At 37.5% G+C, this 17,831-nt stretch carries 15 protein-coding genes; 5 read left to right on the top strand and 10 right to left on the bottom strand.

The window, feature by feature from the left end; genetic code table 11:
* Positions 1 to 497 precede the first annotated feature (497 nt).
* The 3 genes from KMW28_RS04395 to mltG all read left to right on the top strand — a co-directional run bounded on the left by KMW28_RS04395 (position 498) and on the right by mltG (position 5,166).
* Positions 498 to 2,549 carry an FG-GAP repeat domain-containing protein gene (locus tag KMW28_RS04395; protein WP_169664316.1) on the top strand — a complete coding sequence of 684 codons (2,052 nt, stop codon included), beginning with the start codon at positions 498 to 500 and terminating at the stop codon, positions 2,547 to 2,549.
* A gap of 267 nt (positions 2,550 to 2,816) precedes the next feature.
* A complete protein-coding gene (locus tag KMW28_RS04400) occupies positions 2,817 to 4,061 on the top strand; it encodes a M16 family metallopeptidase (protein ID WP_169664317.1) in 1,245 nt (414 codons plus the stop codon).
* 43 nt (positions 4,062 to 4,104) lie between these two features.
* The gene (gene mltG, locus KMW28_RS04405) at positions 4,105 to 5,166 is read left to right on the top strand and encodes an endolytic transglycosylase MltG (protein ID WP_169664318.1); all 1,062 of its coding nucleotides are present in this window, start codon (positions 4,105 to 4,107) and stop codon (positions 5,164 to 5,166) included.
* Between the two features lie 119 nt (positions 5,167 to 5,285).
* On the opposite strand, the gene KMW28_RS04410 is transcribed toward mltG, so the two are convergent.
* On the bottom strand, positions 5,286 to 6,332 hold the full coding sequence (locus KMW28_RS04410; RefSeq protein ID WP_169664319.1) for a lactonase family protein: 1,047 nt from the start codon (positions 6,330 to 6,332) through the stop codon (positions 5,286 to 5,288).
* 137 nt (positions 6,333 to 6,469) lie between these two features.
* Here KMW28_RS04410 and KMW28_RS04415 point away from each other — a divergent pair, with 137 nt between their 5' ends.
* Positions 6,470 to 7,240: an IclR family transcriptional regulator gene (locus KMW28_RS04415; RefSeq protein ID WP_169664320.1), complete on the top strand. Its 771-nt coding sequence runs from the start codon at positions 6,470 to 6,472 to the stop codon at positions 7,238 to 7,240.
* 161 nt (positions 7,241 to 7,401) lie between these two features.
* Here KMW28_RS04415 and KMW28_RS04420 read toward each other — a convergent pair whose 3' ends face one another.
* The 9 genes from KMW28_RS04420 to KMW28_RS04460 form a co-directional block, all read right to left on the bottom strand.
* On the bottom strand, positions 7,402 to 7,845 hold the full coding sequence (locus KMW28_RS04420) for a MaoC family dehydratase (RefSeq protein ID WP_169664321.1): 444 nt from the start codon (positions 7,843 to 7,845) through the stop codon (positions 7,402 to 7,404).
* Between the two features lie 271 nt (positions 7,846 to 8,116).
* Positions 8,117 to 8,887 carry an SDR family oxidoreductase gene (locus KMW28_RS04425; protein ID WP_169664322.1) on the bottom strand — a complete coding sequence of 257 codons (771 nt, stop codon included), beginning with the start codon at positions 8,885 to 8,887 and terminating at the stop codon, positions 8,117 to 8,119.
* 31 nt (positions 8,888 to 8,918) lie between these two features.
* Positions 8,919 to 9,932 carry a zinc-dependent alcohol dehydrogenase gene (locus tag KMW28_RS04430; RefSeq protein ID WP_169664323.1) on the bottom strand — a complete coding sequence of 338 codons (1,014 nt, stop codon included), beginning with the start codon at positions 9,930 to 9,932 and terminating at the stop codon, positions 8,919 to 8,921.
* 52 nt (positions 9,933 to 9,984) lie between these two features.
* The gene (locus KMW28_RS04435) at positions 9,985 to 11,058 is read right to left on the bottom strand and encodes a Gfo/Idh/MocA family protein (protein WP_169664324.1); all 1,074 of its coding nucleotides are present in this window, start codon (positions 11,056 to 11,058) and stop codon (positions 9,985 to 9,987) included.
* 12 nt (positions 11,059 to 11,070) lie between these two features.
* Positions 11,071 to 12,306 carry an ABC transporter substrate-binding protein gene (locus KMW28_RS04440; protein ID WP_205958185.1) on the bottom strand — a complete coding sequence of 412 codons (1,236 nt, stop codon included), beginning with the start codon at positions 12,304 to 12,306 and terminating at the stop codon, positions 11,071 to 11,073.
* A complete protein-coding gene (locus KMW28_RS04445; protein ID WP_169664325.1) occupies positions 12,275 to 13,453 on the bottom strand; it encodes a CaiB/BaiF CoA transferase family protein in 1,179 nt (392 codons plus the stop codon). Before KMW28_RS04445 ends, KMW28_RS04440 begins: the two co-directional genes overlap by 32 nt.
* A 10-nt stretch (positions 13,454 to 13,463) precedes the next feature.
* Positions 13,464 to 14,612 carry a CaiB/BaiF CoA transferase family protein gene (locus KMW28_RS04450; RefSeq protein ID WP_169664326.1) on the bottom strand — a complete coding sequence of 383 codons (1,149 nt, stop codon included), beginning with the start codon at positions 14,610 to 14,612 and terminating at the stop codon, positions 13,464 to 13,466.
* A complete protein-coding gene (locus KMW28_RS04455; protein WP_169664327.1) occupies positions 14,605 to 15,750 on the bottom strand; it encodes an extracellular solute-binding protein in 1,146 nt (381 codons plus the stop codon). The genes KMW28_RS04450 and KMW28_RS04455 overlap by 8 nt, the downstream gene beginning before the upstream one ends.
* A gap of 37 nt (positions 15,751 to 15,787) precedes the next feature.
* Positions 15,788 to 16,858 (bottom strand): L-rhamnose/proton symporter RhaT, encoded by a 1,071-nt coding sequence (locus KMW28_RS04460; RefSeq protein ID WP_169664328.1) that lies wholly within the window; start codon positions 16,856 to 16,858, stop codon positions 15,788 to 15,790.
* Positions 16,859 to 17,085: 227 nt separating this feature from the next.
* Between KMW28_RS04460 and KMW28_RS04465 the strand changes: the two genes are divergently transcribed.
* Positions 17,086 to 17,781, top strand: coding sequence for an endonuclease V (locus KMW28_RS04465; RefSeq protein ID WP_169664329.1), 696 nt, complete (start codon positions 17,086 to 17,088; stop codon positions 17,779 to 17,781).
* The last annotated feature ends 50 nt before the right edge of the window (positions 17,782 to 17,831 follow it).

Genomic DNA, 17,831 nt, shown 5'->3' on the forward strand with positions numbered 1-17,831 from the left:
AATTGAAAAATAGATTGTTTTGTCTTTTAATTTAAAAAACTGATATATGTCATGAATTAACAATTAAACGATAGCTGTTTTTGAATTTATGGACCTAAAAAACTTTTAGCATTAACATTATATTCAAAATCTAATCAAAAAGTTTTATCAATTTCTTCTAAAGAAAAATTCTCTATGAAAAGATAATTTGCACATACATATCTGTTTTTGTCTATCTAAAATCATGTTATAGGCATTAAGATTATCACTTTTTATTGTACTTGTCAATTTATTGTCTAGTAGCGTTTTTTTTAATTTCCCTCCTGATACATCTTCTTGCAGTAGAAATGAAATGACATATTATGACTAGACGAAGTATCTTACATATAATTTTTTTATGTCTGGTGTTTTTTGGGTGTATAACTTCAACAAATCAGATAATTAACCAATCGATTCGGGTAGGGCTTACAATAGAAGAGGTAAAAGTAGAAGTTTTATCATCTCCTGTAAAAAACCTAATGCTTGATGTTCATTGCTTAGGGAATTATGCTAACCTTACCATTAAATCAGATACTATTGTTTTAGTAGATAATCTCGATATACCTCATCAGGGTAATCATCAATTTAAAGTGTTAGTTGACTTTAAAACAACAGGTGCTAAAACTTTAAAGTTCTATAATCAGGGAAGTGAGATTCAAGTGAATCAAATTGCTTTACGTGAAAGCGATGCTCAAATACCTTCTTTTGATGATATTTCAGAATCCTCAGGGTTTAAAACAGAAACAACATGGAAATATGGAGGGCCATCAATAGGAGACGTCAATAACAACGGGTATTATGATTTTGTATTGAATAATCATGATAAAGTACCTGCAAAACTATTTTGGAATAATGGAGATGGTACCGTAACACAACACACAGAAGAATTAAGAAGATGGGATATTCATGGTTCAGCACTAGGCGACTATGATAATGATGGTGATTTGGATATTCTTATTTCTCAAGGAGGCGGTAACGGAACCAACCCTCAACCACCTCATTTATTGAGGAATGATGGAGACCACTTTACTGTAGTTACTAAAGAAGCAGGGATAACATTAGGATCTAGAGGACGATCTGTTCGTTGGATTGATATGGATAAGGATGGCGATTTAGATTTGATATTTATCAATGCTGAAGGACTAAATACTTCTGATGGATTAAGACATATCCTTTATAAAAATAATGGCGATGGTACTTTTACTCATATAAGAAGTGAAGGAATAGAAAGTGCAGATGCCGAAAGAATTTTAGTGACAGATCTAAACAACGACAATATTGAAGATTTAGTTCTTTTTGAACCTCTTTCGATATGGATTGGTAATGGTGATTTTGCATTTACAGATCAAAGTGAAAAATGGCTTCCCCAACATGTTCAAGGTTTAGATTTTGTGACAGGTGCTACTGATATAGATCTCGATAATGATGGTTTATTAGACCTCTATTTAGCTAGAGGAAAAACCTATTATCAAACCGCTAACAAGTCTTATGATTTTAACCCGCTTACCAACAGGTTGGATATTAGAGATGAAGGTAATAAAGCAATAACTGCCCTCGAATTTGTAGCAGAAGGTGACATTACAATCTCTGGTATTTTCCTTTGGTACCGTCTTTATGATGACGGTTTCCCCATTCACTTAGGCAAACAATTGCATACGATTCCTTCTCTTGATGAGAATGACAAATTAACTATCGACCAAAAAATGGCAGAAGGATGGCCGGATGATCGTTCTGCCAATGGTTGGTACTTTGGTTATGTAGGGAATGGAAAGTGGAAAATGGAATGGGTGAGAAATATGAACATTTATTGGGATGTCAGAATTTCTGTAGATGGTGTTTCTAATGTTACTTCTACTTGGGATCCACAAAACAGAAATGTTCAAGATATTTTACTTAAAAATCAAGGTGGTAAATTTATGGATGTAACCCAAAAGTACAATTTACCAAAAGGTGGAAGCCACCAAGGAGTCACGGTAGGTGATTTCAATAACAATGGCTATCAAGATTTATTTGTTTACCGATTCGGATTTTTAAAATCTAGAGTAACCGATTGGTTATTACTGAATAATGGAAAAGGAAGTTTTGATATCACAACATCTCACAAAGCAGTGGACATAAACGACAAAGGTCACGGTGATATGGGACAAGCTTTTGATTATAATTTAGACGGCAAAGTAGATTTGTTGAGTGGTAGTGATAACTATGGAAAATGGTATTTGTATAAAAACACTACAACTAATAAAAATAACTATTTACAAGTACGCGTAGGGTACAGTCCAAAAGACAACGTAGATCCAATGTCTGCGGTAGTCGAAGTATATACTGCTACTACAAAATATAAAAGAAGAGTGGCTTCAGCAGGTGAAATACATTCTCAAAGTTTGTTGAATACAGTTCATTTTGGTTTAAGAAATGAAATTCCAACGAAAGTAATTGTTCGATGGAGAAACGGAGAAGTAGAAGAACTAAACCATAAATCGGTCAACGAAGTAATTGTAGTTGGAAGTAGAGGTACCACAAAAATCAATTAAGAAAAAAAGAAAATTAACTAGAGGAAGCAAAAGTTTCCTAGGTTGTTGTGTGTTTATAGTATTTCAAGGCATCATACTCGTGATGTTTACCATACCTATAAGTAGAGATATTTATACGGTATGGTATTTTTATATAAATAAATATTGTTCACTAAAAAACAGGACTTTATTCATAATTCTTCAAGCAGATTGATTAATTTTGCGAGCTAATTAAATTTTGGTGAATTCGTTTATTGTAGCGTGTTCATTTGGAGGGGATTACAACTCATGGATAAAAGATTTCAGATACATCGTTTAGAGAACGGTATAAGAATAATACATAGACAGGTAAAAAGTACTAAACTAGCACATTGCGGGGTAGTGTTAAATGTCGGAAGTAGAGACGAAACTTTGGAGCAACAAGGTATCGCACACTTTTGGGAACATATGGCATTTAAAGGTACTAATAAAAGAAAAGCCTATCATATATTAAATAGTATTGATGCCGTTGGAGGTGAGTTGAATGCCTATACTTCAAAGGAAAAAATAAATTTCTATGCTTCTACTTTGGTAGAACATTTCGAAAAATCAGTAGATATATTATCAGACTTAACGTTTAATTCGAGTTTCCCTGTAAAGGAAATTGATAAAGAACGTTCTGTTATTCTGGAAGAAATGTCTCTTTACAGAGATGATCCAACTGATGCGATTGGAGATGAATTTGATGAAATGATTTTCCCAAATCATCCGCTAGGAAGAAATATATTAGGAACAATAGACAGTGTCAACAGTTTTCAACAACAAGATTTCTTTGATTTTATCAATCAGAATGTGGATACGCATGAAGTAGTTTTTGCTTCTGTTTCTAATCTTGATTTTGAAAAAGTAGTGGCATTAGGAGAAAAGTATTTTTCACACATTCCTGAACGCAGAGTAGAAAGAAGCAGAATTCCTTTCACAGGTTATACTCCTATGCATGTCGAAAGAAAAAAGCCTATAACTCAATGTCATGTCATGATGGGATCGGATGCTTACGAGTTGCATCACCAAAAACGCATGTCATTCTTCTTATTGACCAACCTACTAGGTGGTCCAGCAATGAATTCTAGATTAAACTTAGGTATTAGAGAAAAATACGGTTATGTCTATGATATTACTGCAGGATCTTCAGCCTTTTTAGATAGCGGTCAGTTTAGTATTTATTTTGCCACAGAAGAGAAAAGCTTGAATAAGTGTATAAAACTTGTGGATAGAGAATTGGCAAAATTAAGAGATAAGAAGTTAGGTGTTCAGCAATTACGTGCAGCCAAACAACAAATTATGGGACAAATAGCCATGTCTGGAGAATCGAATCTTTCGATTATGTTAGGTATGGGGAAAGCCCTTTTGGATAAAGAAAAATTTGAAACCTTAGAAGAGGTTTTCCAACAAATTAGGGATATCACTTCGGAAGATTTACTTGAAGTTGCGAACGAAATGTTTGCAAAAGACCGTTTATCTACGTTGATTTACCGTCCTGAACATAAACTTTAACCTCAAGAACCGATTCAATAATTTTGAGGCAAATTTAAACACAATGGTAAAGAAGAACTTACGCGTTTTTTTATTTATTGGTATATCAGTTTTATCGATTAGCTTAATCGTTTACTTCTACCAAGTTTTTTATACTAAAAATATTCTTCCAGGGAAAAATGCACAGCCTGCTGTTATAAGAATCCCTCATGGAGCAACAATTCAAAATGTATCAGACACTTTACAAAAGTATGATATCATTTCTGAGTTGGTTCCTTTTAGATTTGTAAGTAAGGCACTAAAATATAACGAGAATGTGAAGCCAGGTTTGTATGTTTTACAGCCAGGTATGACCAATATCGAAGCAGTTCGCTATTTAAGATCTGGAGCACAGTCTCCGACTAAAATCACGTTCAATAATGCAAGAACATTAGAAGACGTAGCACAAAGAATAACACCTCGTTTAGAAATTACTCCAGACGAAGTTTTAGATGCCATCCATGATAAAGAGTTATTAAACGCCTTAGGATTGGACAGCATGACCGTAAAAGCTATCTTCATTCCTAATACCTACGAAGTATATTGGACCTTATCTGCAAAAGGTTTGGTCACAAGAATGAAAAAGGAGTATGATAACTTCTGGAACGATTCTAGAAAACAAAAAGCAGAGAAATTAGGCTTAACTCCTTACCAAGTAACTGTTTTAGCTTCTATTGTAGAATCGGAAACCATTAAGGTAGACGAGATGCCAAAAGTAGCTGGTTTGTATGTAAACCGTCTAAATAAAGGATGGGCATTACAATCAGATCCGACTGTTGTTTTTGGTTGCGTTGAAGAAGGAGTAGTGGCTGAGTTTACTGATGTAAAAAGAGTGTTGAACAAGCACCTAGAAGTAGACTCACCTTACAATACGTATAAGTATTCAGGTTTACCTCCGGGACCAATTAGAATTCCATCTACACAAGCTTTAAACGCGGTATTGAATGCAGAAAAGCACAGATACATGTACATGGTAGCCTCTGATGATTTCTCAGGATATCATCATTTTTCGAAGACATTAAGAGAGCATAATATTTATGCGGCTAAATATCAAAGAGCCTTAAACAAGGCGAGAGTGTACAAGTAAACACTGCTTGATATATAAGAGAAGAAAGGGAGCATTTGATGTTCCCTTTTTTGTTTGCCTATATTTCTATATCAGTTTTAATTAAGCTTCTAATTTGAAGAAGAAGAGCAAAAATTGAGTCACTCAAACTTCACACAACACACCGAACGAATCCCTTCCACTTTCTCAATCAACTCCAATTTTCCAGTAGTTTCTTGTATCGAAAAAGAAACCATAGAAGCAGAGTCTTGGTTGCCTACAATAAGCATGGAACCGTCTGGAGAAATTTCGAAATCTCTTGGTGTAATACCTAGGGTAGGTACTTCATCGATGAGAGTTAGATCTTCTTTTTTAACATCAAAATGTAGGATGGAAATACTATTGGTACTTCTTACTCCACAATAGATAAAACGACCATCTTTAGATAATTTGATAGCGGACGCTGATGCTACATTATTGTGATCTTGAGTCATCACTGAGACATTCTTGATCCATTGCCAAGCTTCATTTTCCCATTTTAGAATACTGATATTGCCAGTCATTTCATTGGAAACAAAACAGTAGTTGTTATTTGGATGTTGTACCAAATGCCTTGGGCCTCCACCTGCAGGGATACTTACTTCAGCTACCTGTTCGAACCGGGCATTTTGATATTTTAGACTATAGATTTTATCGTTTCCTAGATCAGTAAGAAGTAAAAGATCATGGGCCTCATCATAATGAGCTAAGTGGGCATGAGGACCTTCTTGTCGATCTTTATTGATACTCCCTCCACTGTATTTTATATTTTGTGAAAAGGGGAGAGGAACCCCATTTTCATCCAAATCGTATTTTAGAAAGTTACCAGTTTCGTAACAGCTAACTATTAAACAATCATACTTTTTGATGTGTAAAATATGACAAGGTAAACCACCATTAATTTCTAAAGAACCAACCAATTCCAAATGTCCTAAATTGGTTTGGAAACAAAGTAAACGAGGACCTAAAGCCTGTAAACGTTCTTGAAAAGTATAAAGTAATTGATGTCTTGGATTTAAAGTAAAATACCCAGGGTTGATGGTATCATGGCTATGAGCCAAAGTTATTTCAGAAGTCTCATTGTTGATATTGAAATACTGAATGCCGACACCGTTACCCGACAATCCAGGACCTACATGTTCCGTATATGATGATGTGTAAAAATTCATTTCATTAAGTTTGTTTCTTTGATTTTAACGAAATATTTGATGAGATAAAATTCAAAGCAAAACTTTAGAAAATACTGAACGATTTACACCCTATAATTTGACCAATTTCTTATTTTTGTTGAAACTAAATTGAGCTTATGCCTACTTATAACTCTCCTGCCCTAGATAAGGGATTAGACATCTTAGAATTTTTATCGTCTCAGTCGGTTCCACAATCTCAAGCAGAAATTGGAACGGGAATTAACCGTAAACCCAACGAGATTTACCGTATGTTGGTATGTCTTGAGGAGAGAGGTTATATCAACAAAGAACCGATCTCAGGAAAGTATCAACTGACCTTAAGGTTATTTCAATTATCCCACCATCACTCTTCGATAGATTACTTGGTGAAATCCTCTATGCCTTACTTGGAACAGTTGTCTCAGACCATCAAACAATCATGTCATCTTAGCTTTTTCTACCAAAATAAGTTATTGATCATTTGTCAGGCGAAGAGTATGACTCCAATTTCTTTATCCGTAGAAGTAGGCGGAGTTTTTCCAATCACCCAAACCAATTCTGGGAAGATTATTTTAGCCAATAAATCGACATCAGAAAGAAAGCAAATATTGAAAGCTTCTGACGATTATCAGATACTCTCTAAAGATGAGAAGGGAGCATTGGAGAAGGAGTTATCCGATTTAAAAGATCTCAAATGCTTTGTGCAGAAAAGTACCTTAACCGAAGGAGTAACCGATTTTGCAGCTCCAGTCTATGATATCAACAATGAAGTAATGGCTGTTTTAGTAGTATCTGGATTGACTTCTCAGTTAAAGAACGTATCTCAAGAAGATATTATCAAAGAGATATTAAATACTGTAGATGCCATTAATGTATCTATTGGAGGCGTTCCAAAAGACAAAAAATAACCCCGAAATGATGCAAGCACCAAATCGAGGTCTAGATAGTGTAACGTCGTAGATGAATCATTAGTCAAATAAGGTATATCTATAATGACGTTGATAACTATCAATTACAGCTTATGAAAAAGGGTTAAGTTGATATTGTTCCAATCCAAATAGAAGAATAGTTACCCTTTTTTCTTCGCAAGTAAAATGTGATCACAAACCAAAACCAATTCGTCTCTTTGATTGATCACTTCCACGTGTTCAATCACCTGACCCAATTCTGGCTTCTTCGATTCCGACTTCTCAGAAATCGTTACTTTCACATGAATTGTATCGCCTATATGTACCGGCTTTACAAAACGTAAACGATCATATCCTTTAGAAAACGCCTCCGGATTAATCTCCGTTGCCGTCATCCCAATAGCCACACTAAACGTTAGCGTGCCATGTGCAATACGCTCCTTAAAAGGCTGCGTCTTACACCACTCCGCGTCCATATGATGCGGAAAAAAATCTCCAGTCTGACCTGCATGTACTACAAAGTCAGTCTCTGTTATAGTTCTACCAAGAGTCTCTCTATAGTCTCCTAGTGTGTAATCTTCGAAAAATTGTGATTTTATATACAAGGTTGTTGTAATTTAAATAAGTTGAATATTAACCCTTTGATGGGAGGGGAAATGAAAGATTGAAAATGAAAAATTAAGAATGAAAAATGAAAAACGTGAAATGTGAAGGTAACGTTCGTATTAGCTCTCCAAATCAAAATGATTCTCTCAAACATTAAAACCACGTTATTGTCACTAACTACGTTTTTAATTTTTCACTTTTCATTTTTAATTTAAAAAGTGTCTAGAAAAACAATCCCTAAATCCCCCAAAATCTCACTACAATAAGAGACTACCTCCCCATCCATCCGCCATCAACGAGCATTACTGCTCCTTGCATATAGGCGCTAGCTTCTGAGCAAAGGAAGACTACTGGGCCGGCAAAATCTGTTGGTTTACCCCAGCGTCCTGAAGGGATACGTGCTAGGATTTGCTCTGATCTTACTGGGTCATTACGAAGTGCTTCCGTGTTGTCAGTGTCGATGTAACCAGGTGCAATAGCATTAACGTTAACGCCTTTTGATGCCCATTCGTTAGCAAAAGCCATGGTCATTTGTCCGATGGCACCTTTTGATGCAGCATAGCCAGGAACGGTGATACCGCCTTGGAAAGTTAGAAGTGATGCTGTGAATACCACTTTACCAGAACCACGAGCCACCATTTCTTTACCGATTTCTCTGGTTAAAATGAACTGTGCATTTTGGTTTACTTCGATAACTTTATCCCACATTTCGTCGGGATGTTCTACAGCTGGTGCTCTAAGGATTGTACCCGCATTGTTGATTAGAATATCGATAACTGGGTGATCTGCTTTTACTTCTTTGATGAAAGCATAAAGAGAGGAACGGTCGGAGAAATCGCATGTATATGCAGAGAACTTACGACCGACTGCGGTAACTGCTTTTTCTACGTTACTACCTGATTTTTCCAAAGAGGCACTTACTCCAATGATGTCTGCTCCAGCTTCTGCTAAAGCGACAGCCATACCCATACCGATACCTCTTTTACAACCTGTAACTAAAGCTACTTTTCTTTCTAAGCTAAATGTATTTAAAACGCTCATTGCTTAATTTTTTTATCTAATGATGTGAGAATTATTGACAGTCGATTAAGAATTTCATACCTGTTGGATTCTTATCGATGTCTTCGAATATTTGTTGGATATCATCAATTGGTTTTGTGGCAGTGATGATCTTATCGAAATTGTATTTGTTTTCTGTAATCAATTGAATCGACTCTTCGTAGTCTTCTTTTTCGTATACACGAGCGCCAATCAATTCCAATTCTTTCCAGAAGAACTTGAATAGATCCACTGGTTTTTTCTCTCCATGAATGGCCACCATCACGATACGCCCTCTGATGCCTGCGACCTCTGTCATTACATCTAAAGAGGCTTGTACGCCTGCAACCTCGAAAACGACATCAGCTAGTCCGCCCTCTGTTTGTTGGTCGACATATGCGACTAGGTCGGTGTTGATGGGGTTCACAACTTCGAATCCCATTCCTTCAGCCATTTTAATTCGGGCATCATTCACTTCTGAAATAATGACATGGGCTCCTTTACTTTTTGCAACCATTGCAACAAGTAATCCGATGGGACCTCCACCTAAGACCACTGCTACTTCGTCTTTCTTCAGTCTACTCATGCGTACATCATGACAAGCAACTGATAGTGGCTCGATAAGTGCGGCTAATTTAAGGTCGGTTTCTTCTTTTAATTTATGTAATGTGAAAGCAGGAACATTCCAGTATTGTTGCATGGCACCTGGGCTATCAATGCCTATAAACTTTAAAGCTTTGGCGATATGGCTATGACCTTTATCTGCTGCTGTTTCACCTCTGTTATCTAATGGACGAACTGTGATTTTCTCACCTACTTTATATCCTTCAACTCCTTCTCCAACTGCATCTACAGTACCCGACATTTCGTGACCGATAGTTAAGGGAATGTTTACACGTTTGTCCATCATACCATGATAAATGTGTACATCTGTACCGCAAACTCCACAGTAAGCTACTTTAATTCTAACTTCACCTGCAGCGGGTGCTTCTATATCTTTTTCAACAACAGTGAAGGTTTGATTTCCTTCGTATAATGATGCTTTCATTGTTATATTTTTATTGCTTTTTGATCAGAATAATTTAATCGATTGGTGTTCCCTAAATGGATCCGTATTCAGGCTTCACTCCACCCATATCGCTTGATTTATACGCGGCTTCTACCACATGCATGGTCTTTAGAATATCTTCAATAGAAGTATCTAAGTGATCCGATTCTCCGTTGGCATAACAGATTAAAGAAGACATCGTACCGATAAATGCGTCTGGGAACCAAGAACCTTCCAATTGCTTGGTTTTCCATTCTGGCTTTTTGCCTTCCTCAAGAATACAGTACTCGAAAGAGTCGGGCATACCGTCTGGGTAGTTCATCAAAAGGCCCATTTTTGCGTATATTGCACCTTTTGTACCTTCCCATTTCACATAGCTTTCTTGATGATCGAACCCGAAAACATGGTCGTGGTTTGTACTTACTAATGCTCGAACATCATCATCATATTCCATGATTACATTGGTACGGGTAGACGACATTTCTTTAGAAGGATGCTTTAAAGTTTTCGCCATAATTCCTTTTGGATCTCCCAGGAACGATCTCACTAAATCGATATGGTGAATACTGTGTTGTTGGATTTCTAATCTAGGATGATACATCACGTTAGGGAAGATTTCCCATGGAGTATACACCGAAACCTTAACTTCCATATCGTAGATTTTACCAATGGCTTCTTTATTGATTAAATCACGAGCCGCCATGATATAAGGAGCAAAACGCAACTGACAATTGACTGCCGCGATAAGCTTTTTTCTTCTACATACTTCGATGATTTCCTTCGTTTGCTCAAAGTAATCACCCAAAGGTTTTTGAATCAGAACTGCAGCACCATCAGGTAATTTTTCTAAGGTAGCTACAAACTGATTCGGCATTAATGTTAAGTCGAAAACGGCATTCTCCGGAGCTTGGGCGATAGCATCATCGATGCTATCAAATACTCTGGGGATATCGAATTTTGCCGCAATTTTTTCTGCACGTTCTTTTGTTCTGTTGGTGATGCCATATACTTCAAATCCAGCTTTTCTATAAGCGGGCATATGTGCATCGTTGACAATACCTCCTGCTCCGATAATAATGATCGGGCGAGCTATTTTTGGTAAGGTATATTGATAATTTATTTCCATTTCATTATTGATTTAACTGTTCACAAGCTCAAGCTGATCCACTTTTTCTTGTGCATTGGCTAAGATGTTTTCTATGTCTTCTTCTGTGTTGATTACCTTTATCACTAACTCATCGATGATGTCGGCTACTTGAGACCAATTGTTCATTCGAGGCAATGATTCTGTGTTTTTATGTAGTTCTTCTAGTTTATGATAATAAGGGATTTCTTGATTTACTTTAGGACTTCTCCAAGTCGAAACACGGCATCCGATACCGCCCTCTAAAGTCAGGAGTTCGTCGTTTTTAACTGATGTAGCATACTTGATAAAGTCGTAAGCCAATTGTTGTTTTTTACTACCTGCACCAATCACGTACATCCAATACGCATTTAGAGAAACGCCTTCTCCACCTTCACCGGCAGGGATGTAAGCCACATCAACTTTGCCTTTTACTTTTGAATCTGGGCTCACTTCGCAGTTGGCTGCAAATCCAAACCAATTCACACTTAAAGCCAATTCGCCATTGGCAAAAGCTAAGCCTGCATCTACAGAATCAAATTCTCTGGATTTAGGATGGATTGCTTCTTTATTTTGAAGTGCTTTTCTGTAGAACTTCATTCCTTCTACTGTCGCTTTTGAATGAAGGACCACTTTATCCTCTTCAGTGATTAATTGTCCTCCTCTTGTCCATAGCTGAAGACAGAAATCGAAGACGGTATTGTGTCCATCAGGATAAGCCGCGAAAGTGGTTCCGTACAAGTTCATGAGAGGACGGTGAAAGAAAGAAGCTACCTCCATCAGTTCGTCCCATGTTTTAGGTACAGAAAGTTCTCTGTTATATTTTTTCTGGAATAATCTTCTTTCAATAGGATCTTCGAAAAGATCAGTTCTGTACATCAAGCACTCGGGGCCGTTGTGAAAAGGAAGACCCATAACTGCATCTCCGAAACGTTGTTTACCAAGAAGTGATTCGCTCCAAGCAGCTTCAATTGCAGAAGGATCGTCACCAATAAATGGCATAAGATCGATGATGGATTTAGTGCTGTAGGCTTCCGTAATCCAATCGGTATTCATTAATGCAATGTCCCATTCTCCATTTTTTAGACCGTATTCTTTTAAGGTCGTATCGTAGAGAGGGTGCAAGTCCATTGGAATAGCTTCTAATTCAACATCACATGATCTTTGCGTGCAGAAGTCGTCCCAAATCTTTTGGAGAGCACTTTCAAAAGGTCCGAATTTACGAACAGCAATTCTCAACTTTTCCTTCATGATCCATAGCGTTTAATTCTTTCAAAATTTCCTGAGTATGTTCTCCAATTGATGGAGATCCTAAAGTTGATGTGAGGTATTCTCCATCAATTTTAATAGGACAACGAGTGGTTTTGTACTCGAATCCATCGCCCATTTTTACATTCTGAATCATGTTGAGGGCTTTGAAACCATCGTGCTTGAAAAGGGTATCCCAATTCAAAACATCTGCACACCAGATATCGGCAGGTTCTAGAATAGAAAGCCAATGTTCTGTGGTTGCAGTAAGTAAATGTTCAGCCAGAATATTCTTGATTTCATCTCTTTGTGTAAACCAAGTATCAGGTTCAGGATAGTTGGTTAAAGACGGACAACTAAGTAGTTCTCCCAATACTGGGATAGCACCCATAGCTAGGGCTAAATGTCCATTTTTAGTAGCATAAACCCCATAAGGAGCGCCTAAATAAGCGTGTGCATTATTGCTTGCGGTTCTTACAGTAGGTTCACCACCATCGTGATAATAGGTCGTGATCGTTTCGAATTGGAAATCTAAAATCGACTCCAACATGCTTACCGATACTTTACTTCCTTGATTGGTTTTGAATCTTTTGATTAATGAAGCGATGATACCTTGAGCCAAGTGAGCTCCCGCCAAAATATCAACAATGGCAATACCCATAGGTACCGGCCCTTTATCGGCATTACCACTTAACCACGTAACACCTGATAACGATTGAAGCAATAGATCTTGCCCAGGCTTAGCTGACCATGGACCTTCGGAACCATATCCAGAAATATCACCGTAAACAATCGAAGGATTTATTTCTTTAACCGTATCATAATCCAACCCTAAACGTTCGATGACTCCCGGTCTGAAATTGTGGACCAAAACATCTGCTTTAGCAATTAGTTTCAGTACTTTTTCTTTATCGATATCCGATTTTAAATCGGCTTGAAAACTCTCTTTATTTCTATTGATCGCTCTAAAAACGGAAGACTCACCATTGAGCATTACATTGGAAACATAAAGCTGACGGCAGATATCACCTGTTTCGGGGCGTTCTACTTTGATGACTCTCGCACCAAGATCTGCCAATCGAAGTGTAGCCGATGGAGCAGACAAAAACTGGCTTAGATCAACTACTAATATATCTTTTAATGGAAGCATATTTTTGTCTTTATAGGTTAAACTCTTTGGCAATCGCATCTGTATCTTGACCCACTCTAGGAGCCGGTTTCGACGCAAATATTCTCTCATCATTTAAGCGGATAGGGCAACGTGTAGTATGAATAAACTCACCTGTATCAAGCGATAGTTTTTGATCCATTTCTAAGACTTTATAAGCCTCGTGTTGTATCAATTGCTCGTAGTCGAGAACTGCTGAACACCAAATGCCAGTAGGTTCAAATAGGTCCAACCATTCTTGAGTGGTTTTCTCTGAAAGTATATCACGAAGCGTATTCATGATCTCATCACGCTTCGTAAAAGTTTCTTCTTCAGAATATCCTTTTAATAGGTTGGTATCAAGTAATTCAACTAGTTTATCGAAGCCGCCCATTGCTAAAGAAATATGACTATCTTTTGTAGCATACACTCCATAAGGAGCACTTAGGTAAGCATGTCCAGATCCTTTTTCTGCTCTTTGAGGAAGTTTATTTCCATCGTTTAGATAGGTAGTGATTACTTCAAATTGAAAATCAAGCATAGATTCCAATAAGCTAACTTCTACTAAAGCACCTTTATTGGTTTTGGCACTTCTAAGCAAAGCGGCTAAAATACCTTGTGCCATGTGCGATCCCGTGATGATGTCAGCGACAGCCAGCCCAAAAGGAGTAGGTCCATCGTTTTTATCTCCGGTAAGATGTGCCAATCCCGACATACATTGTACTAGAAGGTCCTGTCCGGGTTTAGCAGACCAAGGACCTTCAGTACCATATCCTGTAACCGTTGCGTACACTAATTGGGGATTAATTGCTTTCACAGTAGTATAATCCAACCCAATTTTTTCCATCACTCCGGGACGGAAATTATGAGTCATTACATCTGCTTTTGCAATTAGTTCTTTTACCTTTTGTAGATCTTCTGCATCCTTTAAATTGGCTGCGTAAGATTCTTTATTTCTATTGAGAGTATGGAAAACCAAGCTGCTTCCATCCACTCTTAAATTCTTTATGGCAATCTGACGTCCAGCTTCACCATGATTCGGACGCTCAATTTTGATGACACGAGCACCCAAATCTGCCAAACGCAATCCTGCTGATGGACCTGCCAAAAACTGACAGAACTCCAACACCAAAAGGCCCTCTAATGGTTTTGAATTAGTCATTTTGAGTAAGCGATTTGATGTATAATTCATTTAATTGAGTCAAGAGCACTTTAGAATCACCACCCTTCATCATGAACTCACGAATTGGGGCACCTGCTCTATCTTGGAAGTACATATGACCATTGTAGCGAGGTCTTAAGAACGCACGATCCAAAGCCGGAAGTGTATCTCTAAAGAAATCCATACATTTGCTGTTCACTCTCTGATCTGTCCATGCTTTTCTATGTCCCGGCTGTCCGCCATTATCAAAGAAAATTCCCTTTTGAACATCTAAAGAACCAGCAAACTCCAAGAACTTCGATGCCAATTCTTTTTCTTCACATTTAGAAGACAAAGCCAAGCCGGTTCCACCCAACGTACTAATCAGTTTTTGATTGTTGATGGCTACCAAATCATGATACTTTAATGGAACGCGAGCATAACCTTCTCTTGAGTAATTAGTATATCCATATCCGAAAGGAGCGTACACATAATCGTCAGTTTTGGTCATGGCCTCACAAACTTTAATAGGGTTCCAATCGTAACTTTCTTCTTTGATGTTTTCCCCTAGATCTCTAAGCATCTCGAGGGCTTTTAATCCAATTTCTTCTGAAACAACATAGTCTTTTGTCTCACATACATTTTCTCCTAAAGTAGAGCAAACCATGTAGAAACTCATTAATGTATCTTGAGGAATACCAGGAATAGCCACTTTTCCAGTTTTTGATAACTCCACTAAATCATCCCAAGTTTCTGGGAATTTTAGCCCTTCTTTCTCGAAAAGATCTGGACGGCTGGATGCGACAGGTGTTGCCGCATCTATAGCCAAAGCCCATTGATGATTATTGTAGGCATAACTTTCGTGAGATCGACCTACAGTATTTTCTTCCAGATCTTTCATAAAAGCTTGTGGAAGTAATGTATCAAGGGGCATGATCACTTGAGTACGGGCAGCAAAACCGGCCCAAGGATGATCGATGATAAGGAAGTCATATCTTTCTGCTAATTGATCTATAGGTTCATCAGCGAAAGCTTGAAGCGACCTTTTCTCCCAAGAAATTTGTACATCAGGATAAAGTTCTTCGAAACGTTGTGAAACCGCTACTATTGAAGTAAATCCACGGCTGTGGTTCCAAGTAATTCCTTTTAATTTTTTCATTTCAGTTCAATATTTTTAGTCAAATTGTATCTTTTGATTAATGTCCCATAGCAGCCGTTCCCATGCTACTTCCGTAAGTCATAGTGAGGAAAGAAATGATGAGTATGCCCAATGCAAAAAGCAAAGTATTGTAAGTACGCTTGCTTACCTGTGACCATTCTTTCATGATAATTCCCAAAATGTAACTGAAGAAGATGAGCATAGACATGTGGATTACCCAACTGGCGAATTTGAAATCGCCCATTCTCACATGTGCCATGTTGTAGAAGAAGAATTGTCCGTACCATAATGCACCACTTAAAATGGACATGAAAAAGTTGGTACTGATCGTTTTTGAGCCTAACCCTTTTACGTCGACAATTTCTTTTAGTGTCTTTTGTCTGATACCGACAACTACAAACCAAACAAGGTTAGTAGCAAATGCACCCATAGTCGACAACATCAGATTGGCATTGCCTTCGAAATAGCCAGCCCCGTGTTTTCCAGCGATTTCAGCAATTGGAGCACCTACTTCTAAAGAGATGCCAAATACGGCCGAAAGTACACCTGCAACTAAAGTGAGCATAAATCCCTTCTTCATATTAAAAGAAGGTTGATCAGCAGTATCGATATTTAATTCTTTAAGATCTTTTTCTTTACGATAACCCGAAACTCCACAAAGCCCGATGCCAATCAGAGAAATGAACATACCTAAATAAATAATGTTGCCACCTGGCTCGTAGAATTTCGAGATCAATTCGCCATGCATAATTAATGGAACGATTGTTCCTAAAATGGCGGATATTCCAATAGAAATAGTATACGTTAGAGAGTATCCAATTTCCTTAATCGCATATCCAAAACACATGCCTCCGAATCCGTAAATCGTACCCAATAGAAAAGCGTTGAAGATTACTTCTGTTGGAGATTCAGCGAATACTTCCCATAAATTAGGTACTGTAATGTAACCAATAACTAATGGGAAAATAAACCAAGCGAAAGCCGCTTGAATCAGCCAATAGGAATTCCAATTCCATTGCTTCACTTTCTGAAATGGTACATAACAAGTAGAAGCTGAAACGCCGCCTACTGCATGTAATAAGGTACCGATTATTGGATTTTGCTGCATTGTTTAGTTCAAATATGAATAAGTATTTTAAATATGAATGCAATTACTTGTTTTCTATTTAAAGCAGCAAGACAAATGTATTTGTTACACATTTACCCCCCGTAAAAGCATAAAAAGTTCAGCTTTATCCCCCCTAAAATGACTTGATATAACAAATGACTAAGAATTATTAATCCTATTTTTCTTTTATCTTTGCCCCACTAAATGACTTTAGTTTAACTTTTGAAATGAAAGAAGAAAGAGATAAGGAACAAGAGGCGATGGCCGCCCAAGTAAAGATTTTTCCTGATGGAGAGTTTAAGCTAAAGTTCAAAGATGAAGATGCAGTGTGTAGTATGGATGTGGCCTACACAGAAGATTGTGCTTTTGTATCCTGCGACATCATGAGGGGAAAAACTGGTGAATGGATCAATACGTTTGTGACCATGCACGAGTTACCAACCACCCCTTATCAATCTGGATATTTTGCCTATTACGAAGGTCCACTATTATTGGAGTGTCTTCAGATATTGAATAAAAAACTAAAACTAACACCTTCTTTAGTTATTGTTGATGGACATGGTTTAGCACATCCTAGAAAGTTTGGGATTGCCTGTTGGCTAGGATTAAAAATTGATATTCCAACTATCGGGGTAGCAAAGAAACCCATGATTCCACATCAAATAGAATTGGGTACGGGCAAGTTTAGCATTGCACCCTTACTACTTGATGAAGAAGTGGTAGGTGTAGCTTTCCGATCAAACAAAGGAGTAAAACCAATTTATATATCACCCGGACATTTAATTAGTTTGGATGCCAGTATTTATTGGATTAAGAAGTTCCATGGTGATTATAGAATTTTTGAGCCTATAAGAAGAGCCGATCAAGCCGTTAGGAAAGCAGCAAAAGGAGAGTTTGGAGACTACGAATTTATTGATGAATAACCGATTAATTACGTAAGATATATAACATTACTTAATCTAGTCTTCTGAAT

The organism is Flammeovirga yaeyamensis (assembly GCF_018736045.1).
Classification (GTDB): domain Bacteria; phylum Bacteroidota; class Bacteroidia; order Cytophagales; family Flammeovirgaceae; genus Flammeovirga; species Flammeovirga yaeyamensis.

Coding starts and splice junctions, on each gene's coding strand:
- KMW28_RS04410 (WP_169664319.1), bottom strand. CDS start 6,332: ATGAATTTTTACACATCATCATATACGGAACATGTAGGTCCTGGATTG.
- KMW28_RS04415 (WP_169664320.1), top strand. CDS start 6,470: ATGCCTACTTATAACTCTCCTGCCCTAGATAAGGGATTAGACATCTTA.
- KMW28_RS04465 (WP_169664329.1), top strand. CDS start 17,086: ATGAAAGAAGAAAGAGATAAGGAACAAGAGGCGATGGCCGCCCAAGTA.
- KMW28_RS04430 (WP_169664323.1), bottom strand. CDS start 9,932: ATGAAAGCATCATTATACGAAGGAAATCAAACCTTCACTGTTGTTGAA.
- KMW28_RS04445 (WP_169664325.1), bottom strand. CDS start 13,453: ATGCTTCCATTAAAAGATATATTAGTAGTTGATCTAAGCCAGTTTTTG.
- KMW28_RS04450 (WP_169664326.1), bottom strand. CDS start 14,612: ATGACTAATTCAAAACCATTAGAGGGCCTTTTGGTGTTGGAGTTCTGT.
- KMW28_RS04440 (WP_205958185.1), bottom strand. CDS start 12,306: ATGAAGGAAAAGTTGAGAATTGCTGTTCGTAAATTCGGACCTTTTGAA.
- mltG (WP_169664318.1), top strand. CDS start 4,105: ATGGTAAAGAAGAACTTACGCGTTTTTTTATTTATTGGTATATCAGTT.
- KMW28_RS04395 (WP_169664316.1), top strand. CDS start 498: ATGCTTGATGTTCATTGCTTAGGGAATTATGCTAACCTTACCATTAAA.
- KMW28_RS04460 (WP_169664328.1), bottom strand. CDS start 16,858: ATGCAGCAAAATCCAATAATCGGTACCTTATTACATGCAGTAGGCGGC.
- KMW28_RS04400 (WP_169664317.1), top strand. CDS start 2,817: ATGGATAAAAGATTTCAGATACATCGTTTAGAGAACGGTATAAGAATA.
- KMW28_RS04425 (WP_169664322.1), bottom strand. CDS start 8,887: ATGAGCGTTTTAAATACATTTAGCTTAGAAAGAAAAGTAGCTTTAGTT.
- KMW28_RS04455 (WP_169664327.1), bottom strand. CDS start 15,750: ATGAAAAAATTAAAAGGAATTACTTGGAACCACAGCCGTGGATTTACT.
- KMW28_RS04435 (WP_169664324.1), bottom strand. CDS start 11,058: ATGGAAATAAATTATCAATATACCTTACCAAAAATAGCTCGCCCGATC.